26 protein-coding genes and 1 pseudogene are annotated in these 25,144 nt (G+C 69.2%); 20 read left to right on the forward strand and 7 right to left on the reverse strand.

The window, feature by feature from the left end:
* Positions 1 to 119 precede the first annotated feature (119 nt).
* The 7 genes and pseudogenes from HCJ94_RS27225 to HCJ94_RS27250 form a co-directional block, all read left to right on the forward strand.
* Positions 120 to 359 (forward strand): annotated as a pseudogene (locus HCJ94_RS27225) (GNAT family N-acetyltransferase); the annotation flags it as partial.
* Between the two features lie 43 nt (positions 360 to 402).
* Positions 403 to 672, forward strand: a complete 270-nt coding sequence (locus HCJ94_RS31685) for a DUF8847 domain-containing protein (RefSeq protein ID WP_507236340.1) — start codon at positions 403 to 405, stop codon at positions 670 to 672.
* Between the two features lie 88 nt (positions 673 to 760).
* A complete protein-coding gene (locus HCJ94_RS27230) occupies positions 761 to 1,384 on the forward strand; it encodes a hypothetical protein (RefSeq protein WP_168003880.1) in 624 nt (207 codons plus the stop codon).
* A 469-nt stretch (positions 1,385 to 1,853) separates the two neighbouring features.
* Positions 1,854 to 4,361 (forward strand): sensor histidine kinase, encoded by a 2,508-nt coding sequence (locus HCJ94_RS27235; RefSeq protein WP_309227455.1) that lies wholly within the window; start codon positions 1,854 to 1,856, stop codon positions 4,359 to 4,361.
* A complete protein-coding gene (locus HCJ94_RS27240) occupies positions 4,336 to 4,749 on the forward strand; it encodes a roadblock/LC7 domain-containing protein (RefSeq protein ID WP_309227456.1) in 414 nt (137 codons plus the stop codon). The genes HCJ94_RS27235 and HCJ94_RS27240 overlap by 26 nt, the downstream gene beginning before the upstream one ends.
* Positions 4,750 to 4,767: 18 nt before the next feature.
* Positions 4,768 to 5,133 carry a DUF742 domain-containing protein gene (locus HCJ94_RS27245; RefSeq protein WP_168003882.1) on the forward strand — a complete coding sequence of 122 codons (366 nt, stop codon included), beginning with the start codon at positions 4,768 to 4,770 and terminating at the stop codon, positions 5,131 to 5,133.
* Between the two features lie 12 nt (positions 5,134 to 5,145).
* Positions 5,146 to 5,706: a GTP-binding protein gene (locus HCJ94_RS27250; protein ID WP_168003883.1), complete on the forward strand. Its 561-nt coding sequence runs from the start codon at positions 5,146 to 5,148 to the stop codon at positions 5,704 to 5,706.
* Between the two features lie 84 nt (positions 5,707 to 5,790).
* Here HCJ94_RS27250 and HCJ94_RS27255 read toward each other — a convergent pair whose 3' ends face one another.
* Positions 5,791 to 7,203 carry a tryptophanase gene (locus HCJ94_RS27255; RefSeq protein WP_309227457.1) on the reverse strand — a complete coding sequence of 471 codons (1,413 nt, stop codon included), beginning with the start codon at positions 7,201 to 7,203 and terminating at the stop codon, positions 5,791 to 5,793.
* A 20-nt stretch (positions 7,204 to 7,223) separates the two neighbouring features.
* Positions 7,224 to 8,360: a tryptophan dimethylallyltransferase family protein gene (locus tag HCJ94_RS27260; RefSeq protein ID WP_168003884.1), complete on the reverse strand. Its 1,137-nt coding sequence runs from the start codon at positions 8,358 to 8,360 to the stop codon at positions 7,224 to 7,226.
* A 441-nt stretch (positions 8,361 to 8,801) separates the two neighbouring features.
* Between HCJ94_RS27260 and fni the strand changes: the two genes are divergently transcribed.
* Together fni and HCJ94_RS27270 are read left to right on the forward strand one after the other, a co-directional pair.
* Positions 8,802 to 9,794 carry a type 2 isopentenyl-diphosphate Delta-isomerase gene (gene fni, locus HCJ94_RS27265; protein WP_205802002.1) on the forward strand — a complete coding sequence of 331 codons (993 nt, stop codon included), beginning with the start codon at positions 8,802 to 8,804 and terminating at the stop codon, positions 9,792 to 9,794.
* Positions 9,795 to 10,446: 652 nt separating this feature from the next.
* A complete protein-coding gene (locus HCJ94_RS27270) occupies positions 10,447 to 10,839 on the forward strand; it encodes a Fur family transcriptional regulator (RefSeq protein WP_168003886.1) in 393 nt (130 codons plus the stop codon).
* Between the two features lie 63 nt (positions 10,840 to 10,902).
* Here the strand turns inward: HCJ94_RS27270 and HCJ94_RS27275 are convergent, their stop codons facing one another.
* From HCJ94_RS27275 to HCJ94_RS27295, 5 genes are all read right to left on the reverse strand, one after another.
* Entirely contained in the window at positions 10,903 to 11,880 is a 978-nt protein-coding gene (locus HCJ94_RS27275; protein ID WP_168003887.1) for an ATP-binding protein, read from the reverse strand.
* Between the two features lie 167 nt (positions 11,881 to 12,047).
* Positions 12,048 to 12,470 (reverse strand): Fur family transcriptional regulator, encoded by a 423-nt coding sequence (locus tag HCJ94_RS27280; RefSeq protein WP_168003888.1) that lies wholly within the window; start codon positions 12,468 to 12,470, stop codon positions 12,048 to 12,050.
* 6 nt (positions 12,471 to 12,476) lie between these two features.
* A complete protein-coding gene (locus HCJ94_RS30605) occupies positions 12,477 to 12,740 on the reverse strand; it encodes a hypothetical protein (RefSeq protein ID WP_240944558.1) in 264 nt (87 codons plus the stop codon).
* Positions 12,737 to 12,997, reverse strand: a complete 261-nt coding sequence (locus tag HCJ94_RS27290) for a type B 50S ribosomal protein L31 (protein WP_013287207.1) — start codon at positions 12,995 to 12,997, stop codon at positions 12,737 to 12,739. The genes HCJ94_RS30605 and HCJ94_RS27290 overlap by 4 nt, the downstream gene beginning before the upstream one ends.
* On the reverse strand, positions 12,994 to 14,301 hold the full coding sequence (locus HCJ94_RS27295; protein ID WP_168003889.1) for a CobW family GTP-binding protein: 1,308 nt from the start codon (positions 14,299 to 14,301) through the stop codon (positions 12,994 to 12,996). The genes HCJ94_RS27290 and HCJ94_RS27295 overlap by 4 nt, the downstream gene beginning before the upstream one ends.
* Positions 14,302 to 14,379: 78 nt before the next feature.
* Between HCJ94_RS27295 and HCJ94_RS27300 the strand changes: the two genes are divergently transcribed.
* The 11 genes from HCJ94_RS27300 (at position 14,380) to HCJ94_RS27350 (ending at position 24,525) form a co-directional block, all read left to right on the forward strand.
* A complete protein-coding gene (locus tag HCJ94_RS27300; protein WP_309227458.1) occupies positions 14,380 to 14,880 on the forward strand; it encodes a winged helix-turn-helix domain-containing protein in 501 nt (166 codons plus the stop codon).
* A gap of 46 nt (positions 14,881 to 14,926) precedes the next feature.
* A complete protein-coding gene (rpmB, locus tag HCJ94_RS27305; protein ID WP_168003891.1) occupies positions 14,927 to 15,163 on the forward strand; it encodes a 50S ribosomal protein L28 in 237 nt (78 codons plus the stop codon).
* Positions 15,163 to 15,330, forward strand: coding sequence for a 50S ribosomal protein L33 (gene rpmG / locus HCJ94_RS27310; protein ID WP_168003892.1), 168 nt, complete (start codon positions 15,163 to 15,165; stop codon positions 15,328 to 15,330). Before rpmB ends, rpmG begins: the two co-directional genes overlap by 1 nt.
* The gene (gene rpsN, locus HCJ94_RS27315; protein WP_168003893.1) at positions 15,330 to 15,635 is read left to right on the forward strand and encodes a 30S ribosomal protein S14; all 306 of its coding nucleotides are present in this window, start codon (positions 15,330 to 15,332) and stop codon (positions 15,633 to 15,635) included. Before rpmG ends, rpsN begins: the two co-directional genes overlap by 1 nt.
* Positions 15,636 to 15,736: 101 nt before the next feature.
* Positions 15,737 to 17,209 carry a choice-of-anchor M domain-containing protein gene (locus HCJ94_RS27320; RefSeq protein ID WP_205802003.1) on the forward strand — a complete coding sequence of 491 codons (1,473 nt, stop codon included), beginning with the start codon at positions 15,737 to 15,739 and terminating at the stop codon, positions 17,207 to 17,209.
* 131 nt (positions 17,210 to 17,340) lie between these two features.
* On the forward strand, positions 17,341 to 18,546 hold the full coding sequence (locus HCJ94_RS27325) for a WxL protein peptidoglycan domain-containing protein (protein ID WP_168003895.1): 1,206 nt from the start codon (positions 17,341 to 17,343) through the stop codon (positions 18,544 to 18,546).
* Between the two features lie 124 nt (positions 18,547 to 18,670).
* Complete coding sequence (locus HCJ94_RS27330) at positions 18,671 to 20,275, forward strand: TIGR03773 family transporter-associated surface protein (protein ID WP_168003896.1); 1,605 nt, start codon at positions 18,671 to 18,673, stop codon at positions 20,273 to 20,275.
* Positions 20,272 to 21,855: an anchored repeat ABC transporter, substrate-binding protein gene (locus tag HCJ94_RS27335; RefSeq protein ID WP_168003897.1), complete on the forward strand. Its 1,584-nt coding sequence runs from the start codon at positions 20,272 to 20,274 to the stop codon at positions 21,853 to 21,855. Before HCJ94_RS27330 ends, HCJ94_RS27335 begins: the two co-directional genes overlap by 4 nt.
* Positions 21,855 to 22,847 (forward strand): choice-of-anchor M domain-containing protein, encoded by a 993-nt coding sequence (locus HCJ94_RS27340; RefSeq protein ID WP_168003898.1) that lies wholly within the window; start codon positions 21,855 to 21,857, stop codon positions 22,845 to 22,847. Before HCJ94_RS27335 ends, HCJ94_RS27340 begins: the two co-directional genes overlap by 1 nt.
* On the forward strand, positions 22,844 to 23,587 hold the full coding sequence (locus tag HCJ94_RS27345) for an anchored repeat-type ABC transporter ATP-binding subunit (protein WP_168003899.1): 744 nt from the start codon (positions 22,844 to 22,846) through the stop codon (positions 23,585 to 23,587). Before HCJ94_RS27340 ends, HCJ94_RS27345 begins: the two co-directional genes overlap by 4 nt.
* Entirely contained in the window at positions 23,587 to 24,525 is a 939-nt protein-coding gene (locus HCJ94_RS27350; RefSeq protein WP_168003900.1) for an anchored repeat-type ABC transporter permease subunit, read from the forward strand. The genes HCJ94_RS27345 and HCJ94_RS27350 overlap by 1 nt, the downstream gene beginning before the upstream one ends.
* Positions 24,526 to 25,144 lie beyond the last annotated feature (619 nt).

Raw genomic sequence — 25,144 nt, forward strand, 5'->3', positions numbered from 1 at the left:
CTAACAGCCCAATCGGTAACCCTGTTCAACGGTGACCTCTAGATCAACGAACCGCTCCGCATCCGCGTCTGCCGAATTGAGGATGCGCCACTACGGCCTTAGCGGATAGCAATAACGGCATGGCGGAGCTGAGTTTGCCCTCCGTGCGGCCACGCCGCTCGTTCCTCATCGCGATGGCGGCGGTCCGCGGTGAAGGACCTGGTAGCGCCGCGGATGACACCATGATCGGTAACGAGATCCGCCAGTTCAGCGATTCGTGGTCCTCTACGCCGGACGGGTTCGCGCGCTACGTCGACTGGCTCCTCGCGCAGGCTCGGGAGGACTCGCCTCGTCCCGAAGGCCACGTACCGTCGACGACACGGGGCTGAGGTCCGCGACCGGTACCACGGGGGGCAGTCGCTGATGCCCGCCGTGGAGACCTGGTTCATAGGCGGGCCGGCCGACGGCCGCCTCGCACCGGTCGAGATCGGTGAGGCGGGAACCCTGCCACAGGTGGTGCTGCTCCTCCAGAGCGGCCTCTACATCGTGCCACTGACCATTCCGGTCAGCCGGTCGAGCACCGGTACGTCCGCGACCACGCGGAGGACAGCCCGCCCGTGTACCGCTACGCCGGGCTCGCCGATGGCGGATGAGGGCAAGCCGCGCGAATATGGGCCTATCCGATATCCGTGACCCTGCAACGACACCCCGCCGAGCAACGGGAAAGATGCCGTACAGATAGCTCACTACATACCCCACTGTGTCGGATAAACTACAAGCCGTGAATCTGTTGGGTGCCGACGGCGAAGGCGCACGGGCGCTACCCCCGGATCCGGCGCTCGATCGAGACGAGGTCAGCGACGCCTGGATGCTCGCCGTCGCGGACGAGGCACGAGGCCGGAGCCACGAATACCTGCACGTATGGCTGATGAGTAACGCGGATACGCGCGGCGTGGCTATGGGCACGTTGGAAGACACCGTACCCGCCAACGCTGCTGCCACCGGAGGGACCATTGCTGTCGCCTGGTTCGAGCCCGCCACAGCGGTCATGGCCGAGACCCTCGCCGGATCGCAGCGGGAAGCCCAGGTGGAAGCGGCGATCATGCTGGGCATGCCCCGATGGCTGCCCGACGCAGAGCCGCCCAAAGTCAGTGCTTGGATGCTGGCATCCCACCCGATGGGCCTGTCGTTACGCGACCCGACCGGGCAGCGCTTCGCTCACGGCATCGCTGAGGTCGCCCCAGCCTGGACGTCGTCCGCCATCGGGCAGGGCGCCGTCCTCACGGTCTATGGCGTAGGTCCCAAGTGCCATGAGCGGCATGCCGATCCCCTGCACGCCCACCGTCTCGCGTACGCGCGGCACCTCGGAACCGTCGCCGCTGGGTGGGTCAGGTTCCTGCACTAGCAGCCACCCTCCATCGCCACAGTCGTCGGAGGAGTCCGCCCTGCAGGGCACACAACACCTGCAGCTCGTGACCTCCTCACACCTTCGACCCTCGTCACCGGACGTGGTCACTTTGAGTGGTGGGCGTGTTTCCAGTTCTGGGAGCACCATCCCAGCCGAGGTGGGTGGGGCCGGCCCGGCGCCAGGCAGGGATGTGCCGTTGTCTGGCCCGAATGGCCCGGATGTGGCGACAGGCCGTCGTGACAACGCACGTCATCCACGCTCGTCAACGTCGGGTCGGCATGGTCAAGTGCTGATTTCTCTGCCGTAGGGTGAGGGCGACAGCGAGGAACGGTTTGGTGGATTGACCGGGGTAGTGCCCGAGCGGGCAGAGCGGTAGAGTCGCGGACGCATCGGCGTTGATAAGAAGGTTTGCCCCGCCGGTTCTCTCGGGCTGCCCATGATTGGACTCAAGTTGGCGCGTAGTCGTGTGGACGTCGCGAACAAGCAAGCTGATCTCGATAGCCGCGAAGAGTTGGAAGCGCCGAGCCCGCGTCGTGCTCGGCGGCATTCCATCAAGCGGCGGGTGATCAGGCTGGTACTTATCCCCAGTGTCGTCGCCGTGGTTCTTTGGCTTGTGGCGTCGGGTTATCTCGTCTTTCAGGGCCTGTATAACCGGGAAGTCGCCAACGGCGTACGACAGGTGTCGATTCCGGCCGTCCCTGCGCTGGCGTCGGTTCAGCAAGAACGCCGACTTAGCATCGCCTATCTCGCCCAGCCGACGAGGGATCTGCAGGGGCTGCTCGACCAGCGGCAAGAGACCGACCGGCGGCTGTCGGCGATGCGTGCTGCGGCTGCGTCGAACCTGGCCAACGCACCGGAGTCCATCACCGAACGCTGGGAGAGCCTGGCAGCGCGTCTGGACGAGATTCCGAGTGTGCGGAGCATGGTGGACTCCCGTTCAGCCGACGGCCAGCGCGTCTACGACTTCTACAACGATCTGCTCGACGCGGCCACCGGCCTCTTCGATACGCAGGCACGGATCGTGCCGGACGTTACGGCGTCCCAGGGCGGCATCGCGGCGACGGAGGCTTTCCGCGCCAGCGACCTGATGTCTCGGGCCGGATCAACGATCGACGGTGCTTTCGGGTCTCGTGCCCTAAGTGAGCAGGCTTATCTCGAGTTCGTCGGCCTGGTGGGCGCCTACCACTCGGCGTTGGACAACGTGGCTCCGCACCTACGGCCCAGCGTGCGCGCGCGGTATGAGGGCATCGTGGCGAGCGGTCCGTGGAACCAGCTGGTGGCGCTGGAGAAGGAGCTGATCGTCGGCGGCGCGTGGCGCAACGGCGTGCCGCGGGGCCTGGCCGGCGACAGGAACCGTTGGGAGACGCTTACCCGTCAGGTTTCGGACGAGCTGATCGGCCTGACTGTCGCGCAGGCGGACGAGGTGTCGGCCCGCGCGCTTCGGACGGGCAACAATCAGCTGCTCGCCGCGTCGCTCGGAAGCCTGATCGCGTTGTCCATCGCGGTTGCGGCGATCCTGTGGGCGGTCCGCCAGTCGCAGGTGCTGGTGGACCGGGCGCTGTCGGTCCGTCTGGCGCAACTCGGCAAGGACGCCGCGACGGTGGTGGATGAGCGCCTGCCGGACATGATGGACCGGCTGCGTCGGCGCGAGAACGTCGATGTTGCGGTGGAACTTCGCACCCAGGACTATGGCAGCGACGAGATCGGCCAAGTGGCGGCGGTCATCAACAGGTCGTTGCAGGCCGCCGCGGGTGCTGCCGTTGACGAGGCGAAGACCAGAGCTGCTGGCATCGCGATGTTGATGGGTGTAGCCCGTCGCCCGCAGCGGCCCCTGCAGCGCGGCTTGAAGGTCATCGAGAGCCTGCAGGACCGGGTGGGCGATGAGAAGCTGCTGACGGAGCTGTTCGACATCAACCATCAGCTCACGCAGACGCGGCGGTTCTTGGAGAACCTGGTCATTCTCGCCGGTGGGCAGATCGGCCGGCGGTTCCAGAAGCCGGTTCCGTTGCGTCGGATGTTGTTGGCCGCGTTCGCCGAAACGCAGCACTACCAGCGGATCAAGCTTCGAGGGTCTGCCGAGGTGGCAGTCATAGGGCCGGCAGTGGCCGGAACGATCCACCTGTTGGCCGAGTTGCTCGACAACGCCCTGGCGTTCTCCCCTCCCAGCGCACCGGTTTGGGTGACCTGTAACGAGGTCAAGCGTGGTGTGGCGGTGGAGATCGAGGATGCGGGCATGGGTATGAACCCGGAGGCGCTCGAGCGCGCCAACGAGTTGTTGGCTTCCGCGCCTACGCCGGATGTGACGGCGCTGAAGGACGGCGCGCAGGTCGGTTTGCACGTGGTGGCCGAGCTGGCCAAGCGTGAGGGCATCAACGTCAGCCTTCGCACCTCCGCCTATGGCGGACTGCTGGCTATCGTGCTCCTGCCGGAGCGGATCCTGTCCGCCGACGCCAGCGGCCGGAACACCGATGCCCCTGCCCGGATGCCCGTGGCAGCCGGTTCGGCTTCGGTGGCGGGTGGAATCGGCAGTCCCGAGCCGCCTCCCGCTGCGGCGCCTGCCGCCGTCGCCGTCTTGACCGCCCCGACTTCAGCGACGCAATCGCAACGTGTACCGCGTGTCGTTGACGGGATCGCGGGCGGTGTGATGAGCCTGCGACCGCCCAGCGAAGCCAACAGCACCCCGCAGCCACGTACCGCGGAGGCAGCGGTGGGCAAGGCGGCCCCGCCCCGTCCTGCGCCGGCGCGCCGGCCGCTGCCGGTTCGGGAACCGCAGCAACATCTGGCTCCGCAGCTGCGTGATGACAGCCTGTCAGGGGCCGAGGAGCGGGGGAGCGTGGGTTCGGGGAGGTCCCCCGAGGCGTCTCGGGACCGGTTCACGAAGTATCAGCAGGCTTGGGCCGCGGGTCGGGCCGACGAAACGACAACCAGAGATAGCAAGGTGGGAGAGCGTGACGGGTTCGATTCCGCGCAATGACCTGGCCTGGATGTTGGACGTCCTCGTCGAGGTGCCCGACGTTCTGTACGCAGTCGTGCTGTCCACTGATGGGCTGATCATCCAAAAATCCACGTCCCTGCCGCAAGACAAGGCGGAGCTGTTGGCGGCCGGGGCATCGTCGGTGCATAGCGTTGCCGCAGGCATGGGCAGGCGGTTCGACAGCGGATCGGTGCAGCAGGCGATCGTCGAGTACGACGGCCAAACGCTGTTCATCGCCGCGGCCGGTCGAAACGCCCGGTTGGCGGTGCTCTGCAAGGAGTCCGTCGACATGGGAACGGTCGCCTATGAGATGAGCCGCCTGGTGACCCGTGTCGGGGAGTATCTCGGCTCCGAGGCGCGCCCGGACGTCTTGGCACCCAATGGCTAGGCATGGGGCACAAGACCGATGACGTATGACGTGTGGGACGGCGACGACGAAGCGGAGGCCGGGCGACTGGTACCCCTGTACATCCTCGTCAACGGTCGCACGAGTCCACGCAACACCAACCTGGACCTCGCCACCCAGGTCATCGCGCTGCCTGTTGACGCGACGCGACTGGAGCCCGAATACAGGGACATCGTCAGACGGTGCAATGACTGGATGTCGATAGCCGAGATCGGCGCCTACCTGGGCCGCCCACTCACTATCACCAAGGTGATGGTCGACGTGCTGCTTGAGCAGGGATTTCTAGCCGTCGGATCTCCGGCTCAGGAGCAGATCGTCGACAGGCGGCTGCTGGAGATGGTTCTCGCCGGACTTCAAAGGCTGTAGGGAGGGGGACTGATGCACGTGGATCGCAAGTCGGTCAAGGTGGTCGTGGCCGGTGGCTTCGGCACCGGCAAGACCACCTTGGTCGGGTCGGTCAGCGAGATTGACCCCCTGACCACCGAGGAGGTCCTGACCCAAGCAAGCGTCGGCGTGGACGACGTGACAGGAATCGAGGATAAGACCTCCACCACGGTCGCCCTGGACTTCGGGCGCATCACCATCACGCCGGAGGTGGTGCTGTACCTGTTCGGCACCCCCGGGCAGGACCGGTTTTGGTTCATCTGGGACGAACTCGCGCAGGGTGCCGTAGGTGCGATCGTGCTGATCGACACCAGAAGATTGGACGCCAGCTTCGCAGCTGTCGACTACTTCGAAAGGCGCGGCATGCCGTTCGTCGCCGCCGTCAACCGGTTCTTCGGCGAGTGCCTGTACAGCGAGGACGAAATTCGGGCGGCACTGAAACTCGACCCTGCTGTCCCGCTTCTGTGGTGTGACGCGAGGGACCGAGCGTCCAGTAAACAGGCACTGATCGAGCTGGTGCGGCACGCCATGGCGCGCCTGCCGGTCGCCACCTGACAGGCACGGTCGTACGTGTCAGGGCTCCTCATGGCCCCGGCGCGGCCCTGCGTAAGGCCCGCCGGGGCGATGAGGCGAGGGCCGTCACCCTGCGTCGACGGTGGATGACCGGGTGACAGGCTCGAGCCTGACCTTGAAATGGCGCAGCAACGGCGGCGACGAGACGATCCGGTACCCCGGGACTCGCTCCGGGTCTTTGGCGATGTCGGCGAGAATCGCGGCCACGTATTGAAAATGCTCGTCGCTGTAGACCCTGCGCGGAATCGCCAACCGTACGAGCTCAAAGGGAGCGGGGGATACCAGCCGGTGCTGGTCATCCAGCCTGCCCAGATAAAGCGACCCCAGCTCGGCGCAGCGGATCCCCCCGTCGAGATACAGCTGGCAACCAAGCGCATGGCCGGGAAACTGGTGCGCAGCCAGGTGCGGCAGCAGTCTGCCGGCGTTGAGGTACAGGGCGTGGATGCCGGGCGGCTGGATGAGGTCCACACCCTCGTCGTTGATCATCTGGGCCAGCCGGGAGGTGGCTGCCGCCCGGGCACGCAGGTAGGCCGGGTCCACCACCTCTCGTAGCCCCTGAGCAAGCCGTTCAAGGTCGTGACCGGCGAGCCCCCCATAGGTGGAGAAGCCCTCGGTCGCGATCAGGTTCGCCTCGCACCTGGCGTGCAGGTCCGGGTCCCGCAGGCCGATAAACCCTCCGACTGCCGACAGCCCGTCCTTTTTCAAGCTCACCACGCATCCGTCGGCGAGTTCGAAGGCTCGGCGGGCGATCTGGCGGGGGGACCAGGTGCGGTAGCCCGGCTCCCGCCGGCTCACCAGCCAGGCATTTTCGGCAAAACGTGCGGCGTCCAAGTAGAACGGAACGCGGTGGCGCCGGCACAGGTCCCGGACGGCCTCGAGATTGGCCATCGATACCGGCTGCGCGCCGAGCCCGTTGTTGGTGACGGTGATCAGGACCAGTCCGACCCTCTCACCGTCCGGTCCGTTGAGGACGCGCTCCAGCGCGTCGAGGTCGATGTTCCCCTTGAACGGATCGACGCTGTCCAGGTCGGCTGCCTCTGCGCACGGGAGGTCCCGCGGTTCGGCACCGGCCAGATGGACATTCGCGTGCGTGGTATCGAAGTGCGTGTTGCTGATGCAGATCTGTCCAGGTTTCAGCAGATTCGTGAACAGGATGCGCTCACCGGCTCGGCCCTGGTGAACCGGCAGGATGTGCGGATAGCCCGTCAGGTCCTGAACCTCAGCGACGAACCGGAACCATGATCGTGCCCCCGCGTACGACTCGTCGCCAAGCGCGGCGACCGCCTCTTGAGCCACCGAGGTGGCGCCCGTGCCGGAGTCGGACAGCAGGTCAATGGTGATCTGCTCGGCGCGGAGATTGAACGGGTTGTAGCCGGCCCCCGCCAGGGCGTGCCGACGCTCTTCCGCGCTGAGGAAAGGGATGGGCTCAACCACCTTGATCCGATACGGCGGCAGGATCTTGCGGGGGTCCTCGGACACGACCTGCTCCTTCACGGGCTTCAGCGGTTTCCAGCCGCCACGCGACTGGCTGGGTGGTCCGAGAGCCTAGCCCTGGTCGCCGCGTACGGGGCACGAGGTGGATCGACGCGGTACGCCTCGGAGGACAGATAGACCGTCACACCCGGTCGTGGTGGGCCCAGCCGCAATGACACGTGCGCAATCAGTCCCACGCCGTCCCGAAGTGGCCGCCGGGTCACCGCAGCGATCGCCCGATCGAGGTCCGCACTGCGGAAACCAAACCGATCCAGTAGCGTCAGCACCCGCGCGCGGGCCTCCTGGTCGTCGGTGACGTAGCTGCGGATCGGCACGTAAACGCTGTACCCGACCGGCTCATCGCTTCCTTCAAGAAGGGTGTAACTGCCCACGATCGGACGGCCGCTGAACGGGCCGATGCCGCCCGTGGCCGTCTGGCAGAACTCCGCCACGTCGGCCGCGTCAACGCCGCCTACCACTGCGGCCGACCGAACCACATCCGCGACCGTCGCCCGATGATGGCTCAGGTACAGCTTCACCCGAGCCTGAGGCCCATCCTGCAGGTCCACCGCGAAAAACGTGAGCCGGTCGGCGCGGCCCAGCTCTCCTGGACGTACCGCGCCCAACATCGACCGGTACGCCGCGCCCATGCCCAGCCGGCGCAAGGCCTCCGCCACTAAGTCCGGTGCCCGCTCGACACCATCGACTTCCGGATTGAAGTACACCTTGAACTCAGGGCTGCGGCCACTTCTGAACACAAGCGAACACCAGAGCGTGAATGCTCCATGCGGACGTCGGCTGACAAAGAGGTGCCGCACCGAATCCAGCCGCGCCGTCGACAGCCCGAACCTGTCGGCTTGTGTAGCGAGGAACGTGTAGGCAGCGTACTGATTTGCCAGCGTGCCGGGCGGCGAGGCGAACGGCTCAGCCAAAATCCGCAACGATGGCGGCTCCTGCCGGTTGAAGGCGATGGAAAACTCGACCGGAGTATGGTCGTCTGCGACATCAGAGTGCCAGGCCGGCGGCGTGGACAACGGCCGCGAACCGGTGGGACCAAGGACGTCGTTCAGAAGACCCAGCGGTAGCTTCGGATCGGTTTCGGTAACCTCGCACAAGCGCCCCAACTGGCCACTTAGGTGTTCGCCGAGAGACAAGGCTCTCATCCACTCTCCTCCCATAGCACGAGCGCACGAGTTGCCACGCCTCAGCCACGCCAGCCGCTGCCGCCTTGCCGCCGCTGCCATCGGGGATGCTCCCCGGGCATGGCTTCTCAAGGTCTACGGCCAACTGACCAGGCATGACACACATCCCGGATCGAACGACGACCACCTATGGAAGTTCCATACTGACTGGTGGCTCAGGGTATGTCGAGTGACGGAAGTCACACAGCGCGTGATCGCGGGCTGCTGGCGCGTGGCGCGCGCCGTGGCGGGCACGTCACCACCCGTAGAGGCACATCGGCATCTATCCTTGAAACTATGCCGCCGGCCCCTGGACCCGTCGCTATCGCAGCTTCGCCAGACACGGATCAGGCGGGTGCGGGCCGTGATGCCGCCCAACCCGGCGGCCCAGTGCCTCCCAGGCCCGCCCTGAAGCTTCGCCACGTGCAGGCATGCCTGCTGCACCAGGTCGAATACACCAGCCGCACAACGGGATTCGAACGATACGACGTTCCGTACGTAGCGCTGCCGGAGACCGACCTGGCCCACGTCGACACCCGGACGACGTTTCTTGGCCGCGACGTGCAAGCGCCGGTGCTGATCGGCGCGATGACGGGTGGGATGGAGCTGGGCGCGACCATCAACCGAAACCTGGCCATTGCCGCACAACGTCTCGGGCTCGGGCTGATGCTTGGCTCGCAGCGGGTCATGGTGGAGCATCCCGCAGCACTCGACTCCTTCAAAGTCCGGCACCACGCCCCCGACGTGTTGCTCATCGGCAACCTGGGGCTGGCACAGCTCAATCGTGGATACACCTCCATTCATGCTCGGCGCGTCGTGGAGGCGGTCGGCGCGGATGCGTTGGCGTTCCACACGAATCCGCTTCAGGAGGCTGTGCAGGCCGGCGGGGATGGTGACTTTGCCGGGCTCGTGGATCGGCTGGCACAGCTCACCGCGGAGGTGCCGTTTCCGGTCATGCTCAAGGAGGTGGGGCACGGCCTTGGCGCTGCGGCTGCCGAACGCCTCATCGGTGTCCCGCTCGCAGCGCTCGATGTCGCGGGGGCCGGAGGTACCTCCTGGGCTCGGGTCGAACAGTATGTCGCCTACGGAGAGGTTCGAAATCCGCAGCTGGCAGAGTGGGGAATCCCCACGGCGCAGGCGCTCCAGGAGGTGCAGCGGGTGCTACCGACGACCCCCCTGGTCGCCTCGGGTGGGATCCGCACAGGAGTGGACGCCGCGAAGGCTCTGGCCCTCGGCGCCAGCATGGTCGCGGTGGCGCTGCCACTGCTCGAGCCGGCGACACGGTCAGTGGACGCGGTCGTGAGCTGGTTGGAAAACTTCCTCTGGGAACTGCGGGTCACCATGCACTGCAGCGGCGCAGCAAGATTGGCCGACCTGCGGGTCGAATACCGCAACCGACCAGCCCCGGCCGCGTGAGTGCCTACGGAACCCCTCATCCCGGTGTCCGCCCTCTGTGCTACGGCGAGCTGCGCGGCGACGCCTCGCCGCTGTTCGTGCGCTCCCAGAGGCCAATCCACGCAGCTACACCCGCTGGAGCACGGAACCATGGCCGGCCGGGTGATGCTTCAGGTAGAGGGGCGGCGGCGCGAGCCTCGCGCTGGATGGTGGTTCGTAGCGTCAGGTCGGTGGCGCCTACGCCCGAACATCGAATTCTGGGGACGCATATGCCTGGCGGTGCTACCGCTGACCACCTGCGGCTCCGCGGCTGTTGCCAGATCTCTGTCCGGCGCTCGACGACCACGCCTAGAGACGGGTTGGGTTCGAGGCGCCAGGGGGCGAGGTGCTTGGTCGGTCTGTGAGGCCTAGGGCACCCAGCTCGGGGGTCACCGTCGCGGCGCTGGGGCCCGGTGCTCATCGGGAAGAACCGTCATAGCCATAGGTGCGCAACGATCGCCCGGCCGCGGGTAGCCGGACCGCACCGCGGTGCTTCGTGCGGCCGCGGGCGGCGACGCAAGACGTGCGACCACGCGACGCATAATGGTCCTGTCGCCGGTGAACGGTGAGATCGAAGACGGCTGACAGGCTACGGCCGCCACTGCAGGAGGACGCGACCACGGTGACCCGGGCCATGCCCAACGCGACCCGCAACACCCGCCAACGAGCTGAGGTGCTGGCACTGCTGCGCGAGGTCGAGGGGTTCCATTCGGCGCAGCACCTGCATCAGATGCTGCTCGCCCGGAAAGCGCGGGTCGGCCTCACCACCGTGTACCGGACGTTGCAGTTGCTCGTCGACGCCGGCGAGATCGACTCCACTCGGCTGCCCGGCGGCGAGCAGCTGTACCGCCGGTGCAGCCAGAGCAAACATCACCATCATCTGGTCTGCCGCGACTGCGGACGCACGGTGGAGGTTGCCGGGCCCGCCGTGGAGCGGTGGGCCGACCAGCTGGCCGCCCAGCACGGCTTTACCGACGTCGGCCACACCCTGGAGATCTTCGGCGTCTGCGCGGAGTGCTCCCGCTGAACAGCGAGCGAGCCGGGAAGCTGAACCACCCAGGTACTACTCGATCGGTGATCGGTTGACCGCTTAGCCGAGAGCTCGTGCCGGGAGGCGCCGTGCCGCGGGTCCCATGACGAAGTCGGGGTCGATCTGGGCGGTCAAGTCCGTACCGGTCCGCTCGTTGGCCCAGGCGTGCGCGTTGCGGCGGTGGAACTCGTGGGCGTGGCGGGTGAACGTCTCCCAGTCCTGGCCGGTGGCGTCGACGGCGTCGGCCAGTTGCTTCAGCACCGCCCGGTTGGCGGGCTCCAGATCGTGAAGGGGGCCGACGATCCCGCGTTCGGCGCGGCGCACGTACGCCGACCGGCTGACCCAGGTGAGCAGGTCCATCCCGACGTGCTCGCGGAGGAAGTCCACGTCGGTAGCGTCCTCGACCTTGTTGCCGACCACCGACAGGGCGACGCCGTAGTCGCGGGCGTATCCGGCGTACTGCCGGTAGACGCCGACGCTGCGCACGGTGGGCTCGCAGACCAGGACGGTGAGGTCGAAACGGGTGAACAGGCCGGAGGCGAAGGAGTCCGCGCCCGCGGTCATGTCCACCACCACGTACTCGGCCGGGCCGTCAGCCATGTGGTTGAGCAGCAGTTCCACCGCACCGACCTTGGAGTGGTAGCAGGCCACCCCCAGGTCCTCCTCGCGGAACGCGCCGGTGACCGCCAGCCGCACCCCACCCACCTCGCGGACACACCGCTCGTACACCGGGTTGCTCTCCGCGACGCGCAGCAGCCGTGATCCCGAACCGGGTGGCGTGGTCTTGACCATCTCAGCCGCCGAGGCGATGCGCGGATTGTCGCCGCGCAGGTACTCCTTGATCTGCGGCAGGGCGTCCCCGAGCGCCGGCAGCTGCGCCGCAGCCTCCTCGCTGGCGCCGAGCGCCACCGCGAGATGCTGGTTGATGTCGGCGTCGATAGCCAGCACCGGCCGGTCCCCGGCGGCGAGGTGGCGAGCGAAGAGGGCCGCCAGCGTGGTCTTGCCGCTGCCACCCTTGCCCACGAACGCGATCTTCATCCGGACTGCTCCATCGTGATGTACGTGGAAACCATTTCCACTTGGGTCACTGTAGTGGCCCCTCCTGCTAAGGCCGTTCGACTTGCCGAGACTGGGCCGTGGCCGTCGTGTCTATGACCGCGTGTCGCGGTCCGACGTCGGTTGGAGCTGCGCCACCGCGTCTGTCCTCACGTGCTGGCGCAGGTCGCGCAGATGCCTCTGACGTCGAGTCGGTCGGGGTGCGGGGTGAAGCCGGTGTGCCGGTGCAGTTCGGTGAGCCAGCTCATCACGACCTCGGGTGGGCACTCGATCACCGCCTCGCAGCGGGTGCAGATCAGGTGCTGGTGTCGTGCCGTACCGCAGTGGCGGTAGGCGCGTTGGCCGTCCAGGTCGAAGGTGTGCAGCAGTCCGGCGTCGGCGAGGCTGTGCAGCGCGCGGTAGACGGTGGTCAGGCCGATGTGCCCCACGGTGCTGGTGAGTTCGGCGTGTACCTGCTGGGCGGTGAGCGGGCGGGAACGTCCGGTCAGCAGCGCCAGGACGGCGCGGCGCTGGGCGGTGGGCGTCAGACCGACGACCCGCAACTGTGCGTCCGGTACGAGAGGAGCGGGCACGGCGGGTCAGGGGCGGGCGCCGAGGTGCACGCTGCGGGCGGAGAGTCGGAACAGGTCGTCGCGGTGGCCCAGCCACCATTCGTCGGCCGGATTGAGGCGGCGGTCCCAGGCGTCGAGGTCGGCAGCGCCGCAGCCGACGTCGCCCGCGAGCCGGTCGCCGGGGGCGACCAGCTCGCGGGCGACCGTCAGGTACCAGGACCGGTCCCGCCGGGCGGCGTCGACCAGGTGCGGCGCCAGCTCGGTCCAGTCGACCGGCGTGTTGGTGCTCATCCGCCCTGTGGTCCGCGGCGGGCGTACTTGGCGCGGAACTTCTCCACCCGGCCGGCGGTGTCGAGCAGGCGCTGTTTCCCGGTCCAGAACGGGTGGCTCGCCGAGGAGATCTGGACGTCGATGACGGGGTAGGTGTTGCCGTCGGTCCACTCGATGCTCTGGTCGCTGGTGGCGGTGGAGCGGGTGAGGAAGGCGAAGTCGGCGCCCTTGTCGCGGTAGACGACGGGCCGGTACTCGGGGTGGATGCCGGGCTTCATGCGGGCTGGGTTCCTTCGGTGTCGGTGTCGGTGTCGGTGTCCGTCAGCTCCGCCGCCCCGAGGGGGAAGCAGCCGGCGAACGGGTCGGGGTAGGTGCGCCAGGCCTCCTCGCCGTCGGCGAGTTCGGCGTCGGTGAGCAGGCAGCCGGTGAGGGTGCGGTGCAGGTCGACGGGGTCGATGTCGAGGCCGATGAAGACCAGGTGCTGGTGCCGGTCGCCGTAGTAGGGATCCCAGTCCAGGGCGGCGGCGAGGCGGCGCTGGTCCTCGACGTGCTCCCAGCGGTCCTCGGGCAGGCTGACCAGCCAGTGCCCGAGGGAACCCATCGCGAGGCCGCCGCCGGCGAACTCCCAGGCCACCACCGTGTCGGGTTGGCTGGCCAGCCAGAGGTGGCCCCGGGAGCGGATCACCTCGGCGTTGACCTCTTCGAGGACGTCGTGCAGGCGCTGCGGGTGGAACGGGCGGCGGGCCCGGAAGACCGCGGAGACGACGCCGCAGTCGGGCTCCGGTTCGTGCGCGCCGAGGGTGTAGCCCTGCAGCCCGCGGGCGAGCACCCCCGGGGTCTCCGGCCGGTGCCGGTGGGTGTGGCGCAGCTGGCGGGTCAGCGCGCCGGCGTCGACGAGGTCACCGTCGACGCGGATGTGGGTCGCCCAGGGTGCCATCCGCTGCAGCAGGATCGACATCCGTCCGGTGTCGAACTCTCCCTCCCGGGACTGTCCCCACAGCACCAGGGTGTCGGCGTACTCGATCTGCCGGACCACGACGTCGGCGAGCGCGCGGTGGTCGTCCTCGGCGGCCTGGATGCCGAGCGTGGTGAGGTCGTCGGTGCTGGCGAGGCCGTCGAGCAGGTGTTCGGCGTCGACGACGGTGACGTAGGAGTCGACGCGGAGAAGGTCGGTGATCGGCGCGCCGTCGACGAGGCAGTGGGCGCAGGCGGCGGCGACCGCCTCCGGTTCCACCACCTCGGGCAGCATCAGCACCAGATCCTGGCCGGGGTGGCTGCGGGCGAGCCGGACGAGGGTGGGCAGCACGTCCTCCCGCAGGGTGCAGGAGGCGCAGCCGTGCCGCAGCCCGACCTGCTCGTCCTCGACGATGCCCGCGCTCGACCGGACCACCCGGCGGACGACGCCGTCGCGGATCCCGGTGAGGTCGTGCCGCACCAGCAACAGCGACGGGTCGGCGGCGAGCAGCGTGCGGGCGACGGCGAAGGTCGCCGCCGGCCAGAACCCGGACAGCACGGTCAACGACGGACGGATATCGGCGTCGACGGTGGCGGCGTCCGCGGGGGCCTGTGGTGACGACGACATCGGCTTCCTCTCGACTTACTTGAAAACGATTGTCATTATAAGCATATGCGAGCCGTCGAAGCGAACGGGGATGTGCCGGTGGGTGCGGCCGAGGCGCGACAGGCGGACGAGGTCCTCACCGTCACGGTCCACCTGCGACTCGGTCCAGGTGCTCGCGAGCAGGACGTCGACCGCCTTGCTGCTCTGCTCGCGTTGCTCGGTGGTGACCCATGGACGGTGTCGCCGCCAGCGCGCGACACGAATGCACGCCTGCGGATCCATCCGCAGGCGCGGGCGGTCTACCGCGGCGGCACCGAGGTCGTGCTGACCCGCCGGGAGTACGACCTGCTGTGGTGCCTGGTCGAGCATCCGCGCCAGGTCTTCACCCGAATGCAGTTGCTGGACAGGGTCTGGGGGCAGCCCTGCACGAGCCCCCGCAGCGTCGACGTCCACGTCCGGCGGCTGCGCGCCAAGATCGGTGTCGATCTGCCCGTGGTGACGACGCTGCGCGGTGTGGGCTACCGCCTGGGCGTCGACTGCGCCGTCGAGATCGTCGACGACCCCGGCGTGGAACTGGCCGATCGGATGATGCAAGACTGAAAACCGTTTTCGTTACCGTTGTCGAGTTGAGTGAGGAGTTGTCACTGTGTCCAGACGTTGTGACGTCACCGGCGCGAAGCCGAGCTTCGGCAACGCGGTGTCGCACTCCCACCGGCGCACCCGCCGCCGGTGGAACCCGAACGTGCAGAACCACCGCTTCTGGCTGCCCTCGGAGCGCCGCTGGGTGCGGTTGACCCTGACCGCGAAGGCGCTGAAGACCGTGGACCGCAAGGGCATCGAGGCGGTCGTCAGCGAGTTGCGCGCCCGGGGAGTGAAGCTCTGATGGCCCGCCAGACCGATGTGCGGCCGATCGTGCGGCTACGCAGCAGCGCCGGCACCGGCTACACCTACGTGACCCGCAAGAACCGCCGCAACGACCCGGACCGGCTGGTCCTGCGCAAGTACGACCCGATCGTGCGCCGGCACCTCGAGTTCCGCGAGGCCCGCTGATGGCGAAGAAGAGCCTGGTCAACCGGCAGGCCCGCCGCGAGGAACTGGTCGCTCGGCACGCGCAGAGGCGGGCGGAGCTGAAGCGGCTGGTCGCCCATCCGGACACCGCCCCGGACGTACGCGCCGAGGCGGTCCGCGGGCTCAGCCGGCTGCCACGCGACTCCAGCCCGGTACGGCTGCGGTCCCGGGACCAGATCGACGGCCGCCCCCGCGGGGTGCTGACCCGGTTCGGGCTCTCCCGAGTCAGGTTCCGAGGGCTGGCGCTGCGCGGCGAGATGCCCGGGGTGCGCAAGGCGTCGTGGTGATGTCACCACCCAGCACCCATGGCATGAAGGTCGGCACGTGGCGCGCCGCCCGGTGGGAGCACATGTACCACCGCGCAGGTACGCGGTGTGAAAGGGGAGGTATGAATGCGACGGTGAGGGCTCGCGGCTTCGCGGCCCTGGTCGCCGGGGCGGTGGTGGTCGCCGGCACGGTGCTGGCACCCACGGCTGCGTCGGCGGCCGAGAAGGTGGTGCTGTCCGAGGGGCACACCGACGCGGTCGACGTGCACTACGAGGGGGGTGCGCTGTCGCTGAAGGTCAACGACGACACGGTCAGCCCTGCGGTCAAGCGCGACCCGGCGGACGTGACGTTCCAGGTCCTTCCGGAGGCGGCCATGGCCGTTCCGGACGATCCCCGCTTCGCCTTCCTCGGGCCGGCGGGCAGCCAGGTCTGGCTGCTGCCGATGACCCAGGATCCGGATCTGCTCTGGCCAGGTTGGAACACCACGACGCTGGACTCGGGGGTGTTCGAGGGGAACAAGGTGCGGCTGAGCCTGGTCGACGTGCAGGGGCCGGGCAACGTCACGCTGTTCACCCAGGACTCGTTCGGCGGTCCGATCATCAAGTTCCGTGCCGACGACGGGCTCCCGGACACGATCGATGTGCCGGTGAAGACCCACGCGCACTCGAACTGGGCGTTCAGCGCGCTGGGCAGCTACACGCTGAAGTTCCAGGCCGACGCGACCCTGACCAACGGCACCACGGTCAGCACCGGGCCGGTCGACTACTCGTTCGTCGTCGGCGAGCTGCCCGGCGGCCAGCCGCAGGTCAGCCTGTCGGTCAGCGGCATGGCCGACGAGTACCAGCCCAACGACACCGTCACGCTCACCGCGGTGCAGACGCCGCAGACCGAGCTGAACAACTACCACTGGTTCAGCAAGTGCCCCGGCGCGGCCGACTGGACTGTCATCCCGGGTGAGGCGGGCGCCAGCTACTCCTTCACCGCGACCCGGGAGCTGAACGCCTGCGAGTACGTGGCCAAGCTCTACGACGACGACCACGCGGTGGCCGCGACCAGCGAACCGGTGACCCTCTGGGTGGCGTTCCCGCCGCAGGAGCCGGGCACCTCGCAGACGATCACCGCGTCGATCGACGAGACGCAGGGCTCCCTGGTGATCAGCGTCAACCCGGACGACCGGGCCGTGGTGCTGCCGCCCGCGCAGCTCAACGCCGCCGGCGACCGGTGGGAGAGCAACGGTGAGCTGCGGCCGGTCACGGTGACCGACACCCGCGCCGGTCAGCCCGGATGGAGTGCGTCCGGGCAGATCCCGGCTGACTTCACCGGTCCGGGCGGCGCGACGTTCAGCGCCGGCTACCTCGGCTGGAGCCCCCGGGTGCTGGCACCGGGGTCCGGGCAGGGCGTCGTTGCCGGCCCCGTGGTGGCACCGTACGTCGTCGGGACCGGCGGCGGCCTGGGCACCAGCGCGGTGCTGGGCTCGGCCTCGGCCGGCGCCGGGCGGGGCACCGCACAGCTCGGCGCGGGCTTGCGGCTGAGCCTGCCCACCGAGACGGCCGCGGGAACCTACACCGCGACCCTCACCCTCACCGCTATCTGATCGCCCGAACCCGCCCCGGAGGCCGGCGCCCTGCCGTGTCACCGGGCAGTCGCGGGGTGGGCGGGCGTTGCCGCGCCCGCCCACCCCCATCCCCCGCCCGTCACCCCGAGGAAACGGACCACCTCCCCGCCATGCGCCTGCTCGCCGCCATCGCCACCGGCATCGCCCTGCTCGGCGCGGCCCCGGCACCACCCGCCCCGACGCCGACGCCTTCGGCCGCCGTCACGTGGGGAGTGGCGCCGTCGAGCGCGAAGGGCCCGAACGGCCGGCCGGCGTTCACCTACAAGCTCGACCCCGGCGCCACCCTGACCGACTACGTCGCGGTCACCAACCACTCGGCGCGCCCGCTCACCCTGAACCTCTACGCCAGCGACGCGATCACCACCGCGCAGGGCGGCTTCGACCTGCTGGCCGGCGGCCAGCAACCCACCGACGTCGGCGCCTGGGTCCGCCTCACCCAACGCAGCGTGACCATCCCGTCGACGTCCCGGCTGGACATCCCGTTCACCCTCACCGTGCCGAACAACGCCACACCGGGGGACCACGCCGGAGGGATCGTCGCCTCACTCGCCACCACGACAGCGGACGCCCAGGGCAACCAGGTCGCCGTCGACCACCGCGTCGGCGCGCGCATCTACCTACGGGTGACCGGTGAGCTACAACCGGCACTGACCGTCGAAGACCTTCAGGTACGGCACAGCGGCTCGGTCAATCCGCTGGCCGGTGGCACGCTCACCGCCACCTTCACCGTCCGCAACACCGGCAACGTCCGGCTAACCGGCCGACCCACGCTCAACGCGGCAGGCCCCTTCGGCCTCGGCCGGCGTTCGATGGACGCGGCGGCCCTGCCGGAGATCCTGCCCGGCGGTGAACTGACCACCACCGTACGCATGACAGGGGTGCCGCCGCTGTTCCGGCTCACCGCGAGCGCCGCCGTCACGCCCGCCGCCGTCGGCGACCAGGTCCTCGACCCGCCGCCGCAGGGCGACACGGCGCAGGTCACCGTCTGGGCGGTGCCCTGGCCGCAGCTGGCCCTGCTGGTCCTGCTCGCCCTCGCAGTCTGGGTGTTGATCGTCGCCCGCCGCCGGCGGGCCCGACAGATCGCACAGGCGGTAGCCGCCGCCCGGGAGCAGGGGCGCACCGAGGCCAGCCAGAAGACCGAACGGCTTTCGGACGGCCAGGATCCCGCGATCCCCGCCGTCATCGGCGCGGGTCCCCGAGCCGGCGACGACGGCGATCCGGCGCCCGACCGTTCGACACCAGACGCCGAGCGTCCCGACCAGAGCCGCGACAACTCCCGACCGGACATCGACCACACGGGGAAGGACGAGCAGTGACACGGCCAGGCCGTACCGCAGGCACCGCACCGGCCCCCTCGACCACGCCGCAGGGCACCGCCACCAGTCACGTCGTCACGACACGACACGACGAAACACCATCACGTCGCCTGGGGAGCGAGCAATGACGATGAGAAGCATGCGTGCCGCCGCCGGCCTTGCCCTGGCCGTAATGGCGCTGGCCGCAGGGGCCGCGCCGGCCGTCGCCGAACCGGCGGCGGTCACCGCGACCGGCGCGGACCTGGTCTCGGTGGCGCTCGACGGTGACGCGATGTCGCTGCGCATCCGCGACGCCGCCCAGGTGGCCCGCGACGCGCCCGGGCGCGACCCGGCCGAGGTGGTGCTCGGCCCGAACGGCGGCCTCGCCGGCCGGGTACCGCCCGGGAAGGCCTTCGCCTTCCTCGGACCGCCGGGACACCCCGTGTGGTCACTGTCCGCCGGCGACACCGGGTTCCCTGCCCTGGACACCACCGGGGTACGCCCCGACGCCATCGCTGACGACACGGTGACCCTCAGCCTGCGCTCGGTCGAGGGACCGGGGACGTTCACCGCCTACACGCTGTCGGGCATCGGGCGGGCGACTGCCCTGTTCGGAAGCGGCGCGAATGCGACGCGGTCGATGCGGCTGCCGGCGGCAACGCGCACCTTCGGTGTGGTATGGGCCTTCGACGCCGCCGGCGACTACCGGCTCACTCTGGCCGCATCGGCGGCCCTGCGCTCCGGCAAGACGGTCAGCGCCGAGGCGACGTACCGCATCCGCGTACCACCGATCGTCCCGGCCGGGCAGGTACTCCCACCGGCTGCGCCGCAGCAGACGGCGCGGCCCGGCGGTCAGCCGACGGTGCGGCCTTTCGCCGCTCCCGCCGGCGAGCCGAAGCCGGCTGCGGCACCGAAGCCGGCCGCCGCGCCAGCACCGCCGGCCGCGAAGGCGGCAACCACGGCTGCCGGTGCCCGGCAGGTTATCGCCGACGGGCACGTCGACATGGGCCCGCAACTGTCCGGAGACAACTGGACGATCCGGATCAAGGACGACCGCACCAGCCCCGCCGTCTGGCGGGAGACCGCCGACGTGGTCCTGCACGTCAAGGACAACGCGAAGATCACCGTGCCGGCCGGGGCGGACTTCCTCGGCAAGCAGGGCGACACCGTGTGGCTGCTGCCGCAGTCCCAGCAGGCCGGCATCGTCTGGCCCGGCTGGAACACCCAGCACCCGTCCGTCGTGTCCGGCGTCAAGGGCAACGTCACCTGGACGCTCAAGGGCGTCAACGGGCCGGGCCGGTTCGCGCTCTTCCTGACCGGCTCGTTCGGTAAGGCCGACGTGCTGTTCGACTCCGCCAAGCCGTTCCCGCAGCAGCTGAGCGTCCCGCTGAACAGCCACGCGCACGGCAACTGGGCATTCACCAAGCCCGGCCTGTACCGCCTCGCGGTGCAGATGAGCGGCACCACCACCGCAGGCAAGGCGGTCACCGACACCAAGACGCTCACCATCGCCGTCGGCGACAGCACCGACCCGAACAGCGGCTTCGGACCGGGCAGCGGCTCCGGAGGCGGCGGAGACAACAACGGGGAGGACCAGGGCGGTGCTGGCCGTCTGCCGCGCACCGGCACCGGCTGGGTGCTGTCGGCCGGCGCGGCCGGCGTGGTCCTCGTCGCCGTCGGGGTCCTGCTGGTGCTGCTCACCCCTCGCCGCCGCGCCGGCCCCGCTGATACCGCAACGGCACACACGTGAGCCCGCCGATCGCGCCAGGGCTGCGGTGGGCGATCCTGCCGCTGCTGATCGTGGGGCTGGTCGCCGGCTGCCGGTCAGAGGTGGCGTTGAGCGCCAACGACGAGCGCCTCCAGGTCATCACGACCACCGGAATCCTGCGAGACCTGGTGAGCAACGTCGGCGGTGACCGGGTAGCGGTCAGCTCGTTGGTACCCGACGGCGCCGACCCGCACAGTTACGAGCCGTCGCTGCGCGACATCCGCGACGTCGTCTACGCCGACGTCGCGTTCAGCAACTACCTGCTGCTGGAAGAGCAGGCCATCATCAAAGCGCTGGATGCGAACCTGCGCGACGGCATACCGAACATCTCGCTGGCCGAGGGAGCGGTGAAGTACGCCGCGGAGATCATCCCGCTGGTCGAGGACGTGTCGCTGGACACCATCTGGCTGGGCATGCGGGTACGCGGCACGGGTGCGGCGCACGGGGCGAACCGCGCCTCCGACGTGTTGCTCAGCGCCACCGCGGCCGACGGTCCGGGTGGGGTGGTCGCGTACCTGACCGAATCGTTCGGCAACCCGTCGTTCTACATCGACTCCACCGACGGGTTCGATCCCGCCAACGGATACCGAGACGACACCGCCACCCTGCCGCCCGACGCGCACACGCACATGAGCTGGGCGTTCACCAAACCAGGTGTCTACCGGCTGACCATGCGGGCGCATCTGGCGGTCGACCCGCAGTCGCCGCCGGTCCCGATGGGCGAGCAGGCGTTCACATTCGCCGTCGGAGTGGATCCGCACTCCGTGCCGGGCATGACAGGCGCGGCGGTCCTGAACTCCGGGCACGCCGACCTCACCGTCGACCTCGACCAGCGGCGGCTCTACCTGTTCGCCGACCCCGAGGGCAGCGGCGAGGCCAACCAGCGGGTCTACGACCCAGCCCGCACCGTTATCGAGGTACCCAGCAAGGCGCTGCTCGAGGTGCCCGGTGACCGGAAGTTCCGATTCCTCGGCCGGCCCGGCACCCAGGTCTACCAGCTTCCGCAGGCGGTCCTCGGCAAGCACGTGCACGGCGAGATCGACCCGCACCTGTGGCAGAACGTCCGCAACGCCATCTCCTACACCGAACTCATCCGCGACACCCTCATCGGGGCCGACCCCCAGGGCGCGCCGGCCTACCAGTCGAACGCCTCGGCCTACATCCGGGAACTGGAAAAGCTCGACACCTACGTCCGGGACACCATCGCCCGGATTCCGCCGCCGCGACGGCACCTGGTCACCACGCATGACGCTTTCGGCTACCTGGGGCAGGCGTACGGGATCCAGATCTCCGGGTTCGTCACCCCGAACCCGGCCACCGAGCCGAGCCTGGCCGACCGTCGCCGGCTCACCGAGACGATCCGCAACCTGAAGATCCCCGCCGTGTTCCTAGAGCCCGGCCTGGCCGCCCGGTCCACCACCCTGACCGAGGTGGCCCGCGAGCAAGGACTGCGGATCTGCTCCATCTACGGCGACACCCTCGACCGACACGTCACCACCTACGTGCAGATGATGCGGTTCAACGCCGAATCACTGCACGACTGCCTGACCACCGACAACTGATGGAGGAGCCAGTGACGGCAGGACGGCCGCGAGGCAGCACCCGCACGACGACCGCCATCCTGCGCTACGCGCTGGCCACGGCGATCCTACTGGCCACGACGCAGACCCCGGCGCAGGCCGAGCAGCCGACACCGGGCCTCGGCCAGTCGATCGCCGCCGACCAGCCCCTCACCACCGGCCGGGCGGAACTCTCCGCCGGACACGTCGACATCGGCCCCCGCTACGTCCACAACCAGTGGACGCTGCTGATCCACGACGGCACCCAGGCCCGGCCGGTGTGGCGCGACCCCGACGAAACCGTCCTGCGGGTCTCCGACGCCGCGCTGCAGACCGTTCCGGACGACCCGGCGTACGCCTTCCTCGGCGTTGACGCCGGCAAACGGGTCTACGTGGTGCCACAGGTCCAGAACCCCGACGTCGTCTGGCTCGGCTGGAACACCCAGGACCCCCGGGTGATGCAGAGCATCGACCGCGGCGTCACCCTGACCCTGCTCGGCGTACGCGGACCGGGGACCCTCACGACGTATCTGCAGTCGGGCAACTTCGCCGAGCCCCAGCCGCTGTGGCGCTCCACCGAGCCGAAGGCGCAGCCCTTCTGGGCCGAGGTCAACACCCACACCCACGCCAACTGGGTCTTCACCGCACCCGGCGTCTACCTGATCGCGGTGCAGGTCTCCGCCGACCTGATCAACGGCGGGACGGTGTCGGCGACCCGCACGCTGCGCTTCGCCGTGGGAGACGCCACCAGCGCCGACGAGGCGTACGCCGCCACCGCGCACATCCCGGTGCCGGCGGGCCAGGCATCGCCCGCCGACGACCGGGCCAAAGCCGGCCAGCCGGCCGGTGAGTCCGACACCCCGCTGCTCGCCGCGTTGGTGGCGATAGCAGCACTGCTCGCCACCGGCCTGGTGCTTCTGCTGCTGCGCGGACGCGGCGCGAAACGGCAGGCCGAGCGGGAACGCAGGACCTCGCTGTCCGGGGGTGACCGTTGAGAGCGCTCGAGGTTGATCAGCTGGACGTGGACCTCGGCGGCCGGCCGGTCCTGCGGGACATCCACCTGCACCTGGACCGGGGCGAGCTGGTCGGGCTGCTCGGACCCAACGGTGCCGGAAAGACCACCCTGCTACGTGCCATCCTGGCACTGACCCGTACCCGCGGCGGCACGGTGACCGTAGAGGGCAAGCCGTCGCGGCCCGGCCGGTCCGACATCGGCTACGTGCCCCAGCGTCACGAGTTCACGTGGGACTTCCCCATCTCCGTCGAGCAAGCCGTCATGACCGGTCGGACCGGCCGCCTGGGGCTGCTCCGCCGCCCCAGCGTCGCCGACTGGCGGGCCGTCGGCGACGCCCTGGACCGGGTACAGCTCACCGGGCTGCGCCGCCGGCCGGTCGGCGAGCTGTCCGGTGGGCAACGCCAACGCGTCCTGGTCGCCCGGGCCCTCGCCCTCGCGCCGCGCATCCTGCTGCTCGACGAGCCGTTCACCGGACTCGACATGCCCACCCAGGAACTACTGGGCCAGCTGTTCACCAGCCTGGCGCGAGAGGACCGAGCGGTGCTGATGACCACCCACGACCTCGTCGCCGCGGTGGACACCTGCACCCGACTGGTCCTGCTCAACGGCCGGATCATCGCCGACGGACACCCGGCGGACCTGCAGGACGCCGAACGGTGGACGAAGACCTTCGGCGTGAGCGAAACCTCCCCGCTGCTGAAACTCGTGAGGGCGACCTGATGTCGATCACCGACTTCCTCACCGACCTTCTCAACCCCGACCTCGCGTTCCTGCCCAAGGCACTGGCGATCGCGGTCATGTCCAGCATCGTCTGCGGCGTCGTCGGCTGCTACGTCGTCCTGCGGGGCATGGCCTTCATCGGCGACGCCGTAGCCCACGCGGTCTTCCCGGGCATCGCGGTCGCGTTCGTCCTGCAGGGCAGCCTGGTCCTCGGCGGCGCCGCCGCCGGTGTGGCCACCGCACTGCTGATCGCGATCTTCGCCCAGAACCGGCGCGTCAAGGAGGACTCGGTCATCGGCGTCTTCCTGGTCGGCGCGTTCGCCCTCGGCATCGTGATCATCTCGCAGGCTCCCGGGTACGCCGGGTCGCTGCAGCAGTTCCTGTTCGGCTCGATTACCGGCATCCCCGACCGGGACCTCTACGTCGTCGGGGGCGCCGGCCTGGTCATCCTCGGCCTGGTGCTCGCCCTGCACAAGGAATTCGTCTCCGTCTGCCTCGACCGCGAGATGTCCCGCTCGATGGGGCTTCCGGTCTTCTGGCTCGACATCGTGCTCTACGTCCTGGTCACCCTCGCCGTGGTGATCTCCCTGCAGACCATCGGCAACATCCTCGTCCTGGCCCTGCTGATCACCCCTGCGGCGGCGGCCCGCCTGCTCACCGACCGACTCGGCGTGATGATGCTGCTCGCCCCGGTGATCGGCGGCGCGTCGGCGACCGTCGGGCTGTACCTGTCCTGGAGCTACGACACACCAGTCGGCGGCACCATCGTCCTGGTCGCCACCGCCATCTTCCTCGCCGCCTGGCTGCTCGCCCCACGACACGGCCTGCTGACCAAACGATGGCGACGCACGAGTGCGCAGGAACCCGCTGACCTCACACGACCCGCGCCGCTGCCCGACCTCGCACACCCGCAGGACCCGTCACCGGTGGTGCGATAGACGACGCCGCAAGGCGCGGACGGGCGGGCCGGCCACCGTGCGTAACATGAACCCGGTTATCATTTTGGTGATCCGCTGAGGAGCGTGGTACCTCCGGTGGGCGGGTCAGGGGGAGACGTGGCGGTCTCGGTGACGAGGCCGCCACGTCGGCACGGGCACCGACCCGAATGCCGCAGGCGGCCCCGGCGACGGCCATCACCAGCACAGGTACGCCGTCGTCCGGACGGATCGCGCCGCCGCGCCTGCAGTGGTCCAGATGCGTCGTCCAGGCATGTACGTGCAGCGCTATCGAGGCAACGTGGCAGCCTGTCGCAGCCGCGCGTTCGACGCTGACGTCGCAGCGGACGACGAATGCGGAACTGTGCGCGGGTCGGAGCGTGTCCCACGGTGACGACAGCGCATCAACCGCGCCCATCACGTGAGGCGACGCCGGCCCCGCTGGCGGTCGGGTCGACCGTGGCCGGCGACGTGACCGAAGCCCGCACTGCACATGTCGTCGCGGACGCGCAACTGTGCGTCCGTGACCGCACTCCACCGATCAGCCCTTCCCCGCGTTGTCCGAAACGACTATCGTTTTCAACAACTGCGATCCACAAGGGATCGCGGGAAGGAGTTCTTC

The sequence above is a fragment of the Micromonospora thermarum genome (assembly GCF_012034245.1).
Lineage (GTDB): Bacteria > Actinomycetota > Actinomycetes > Mycobacteriales > Micromonosporaceae > Micromonospora > Micromonospora thermarum.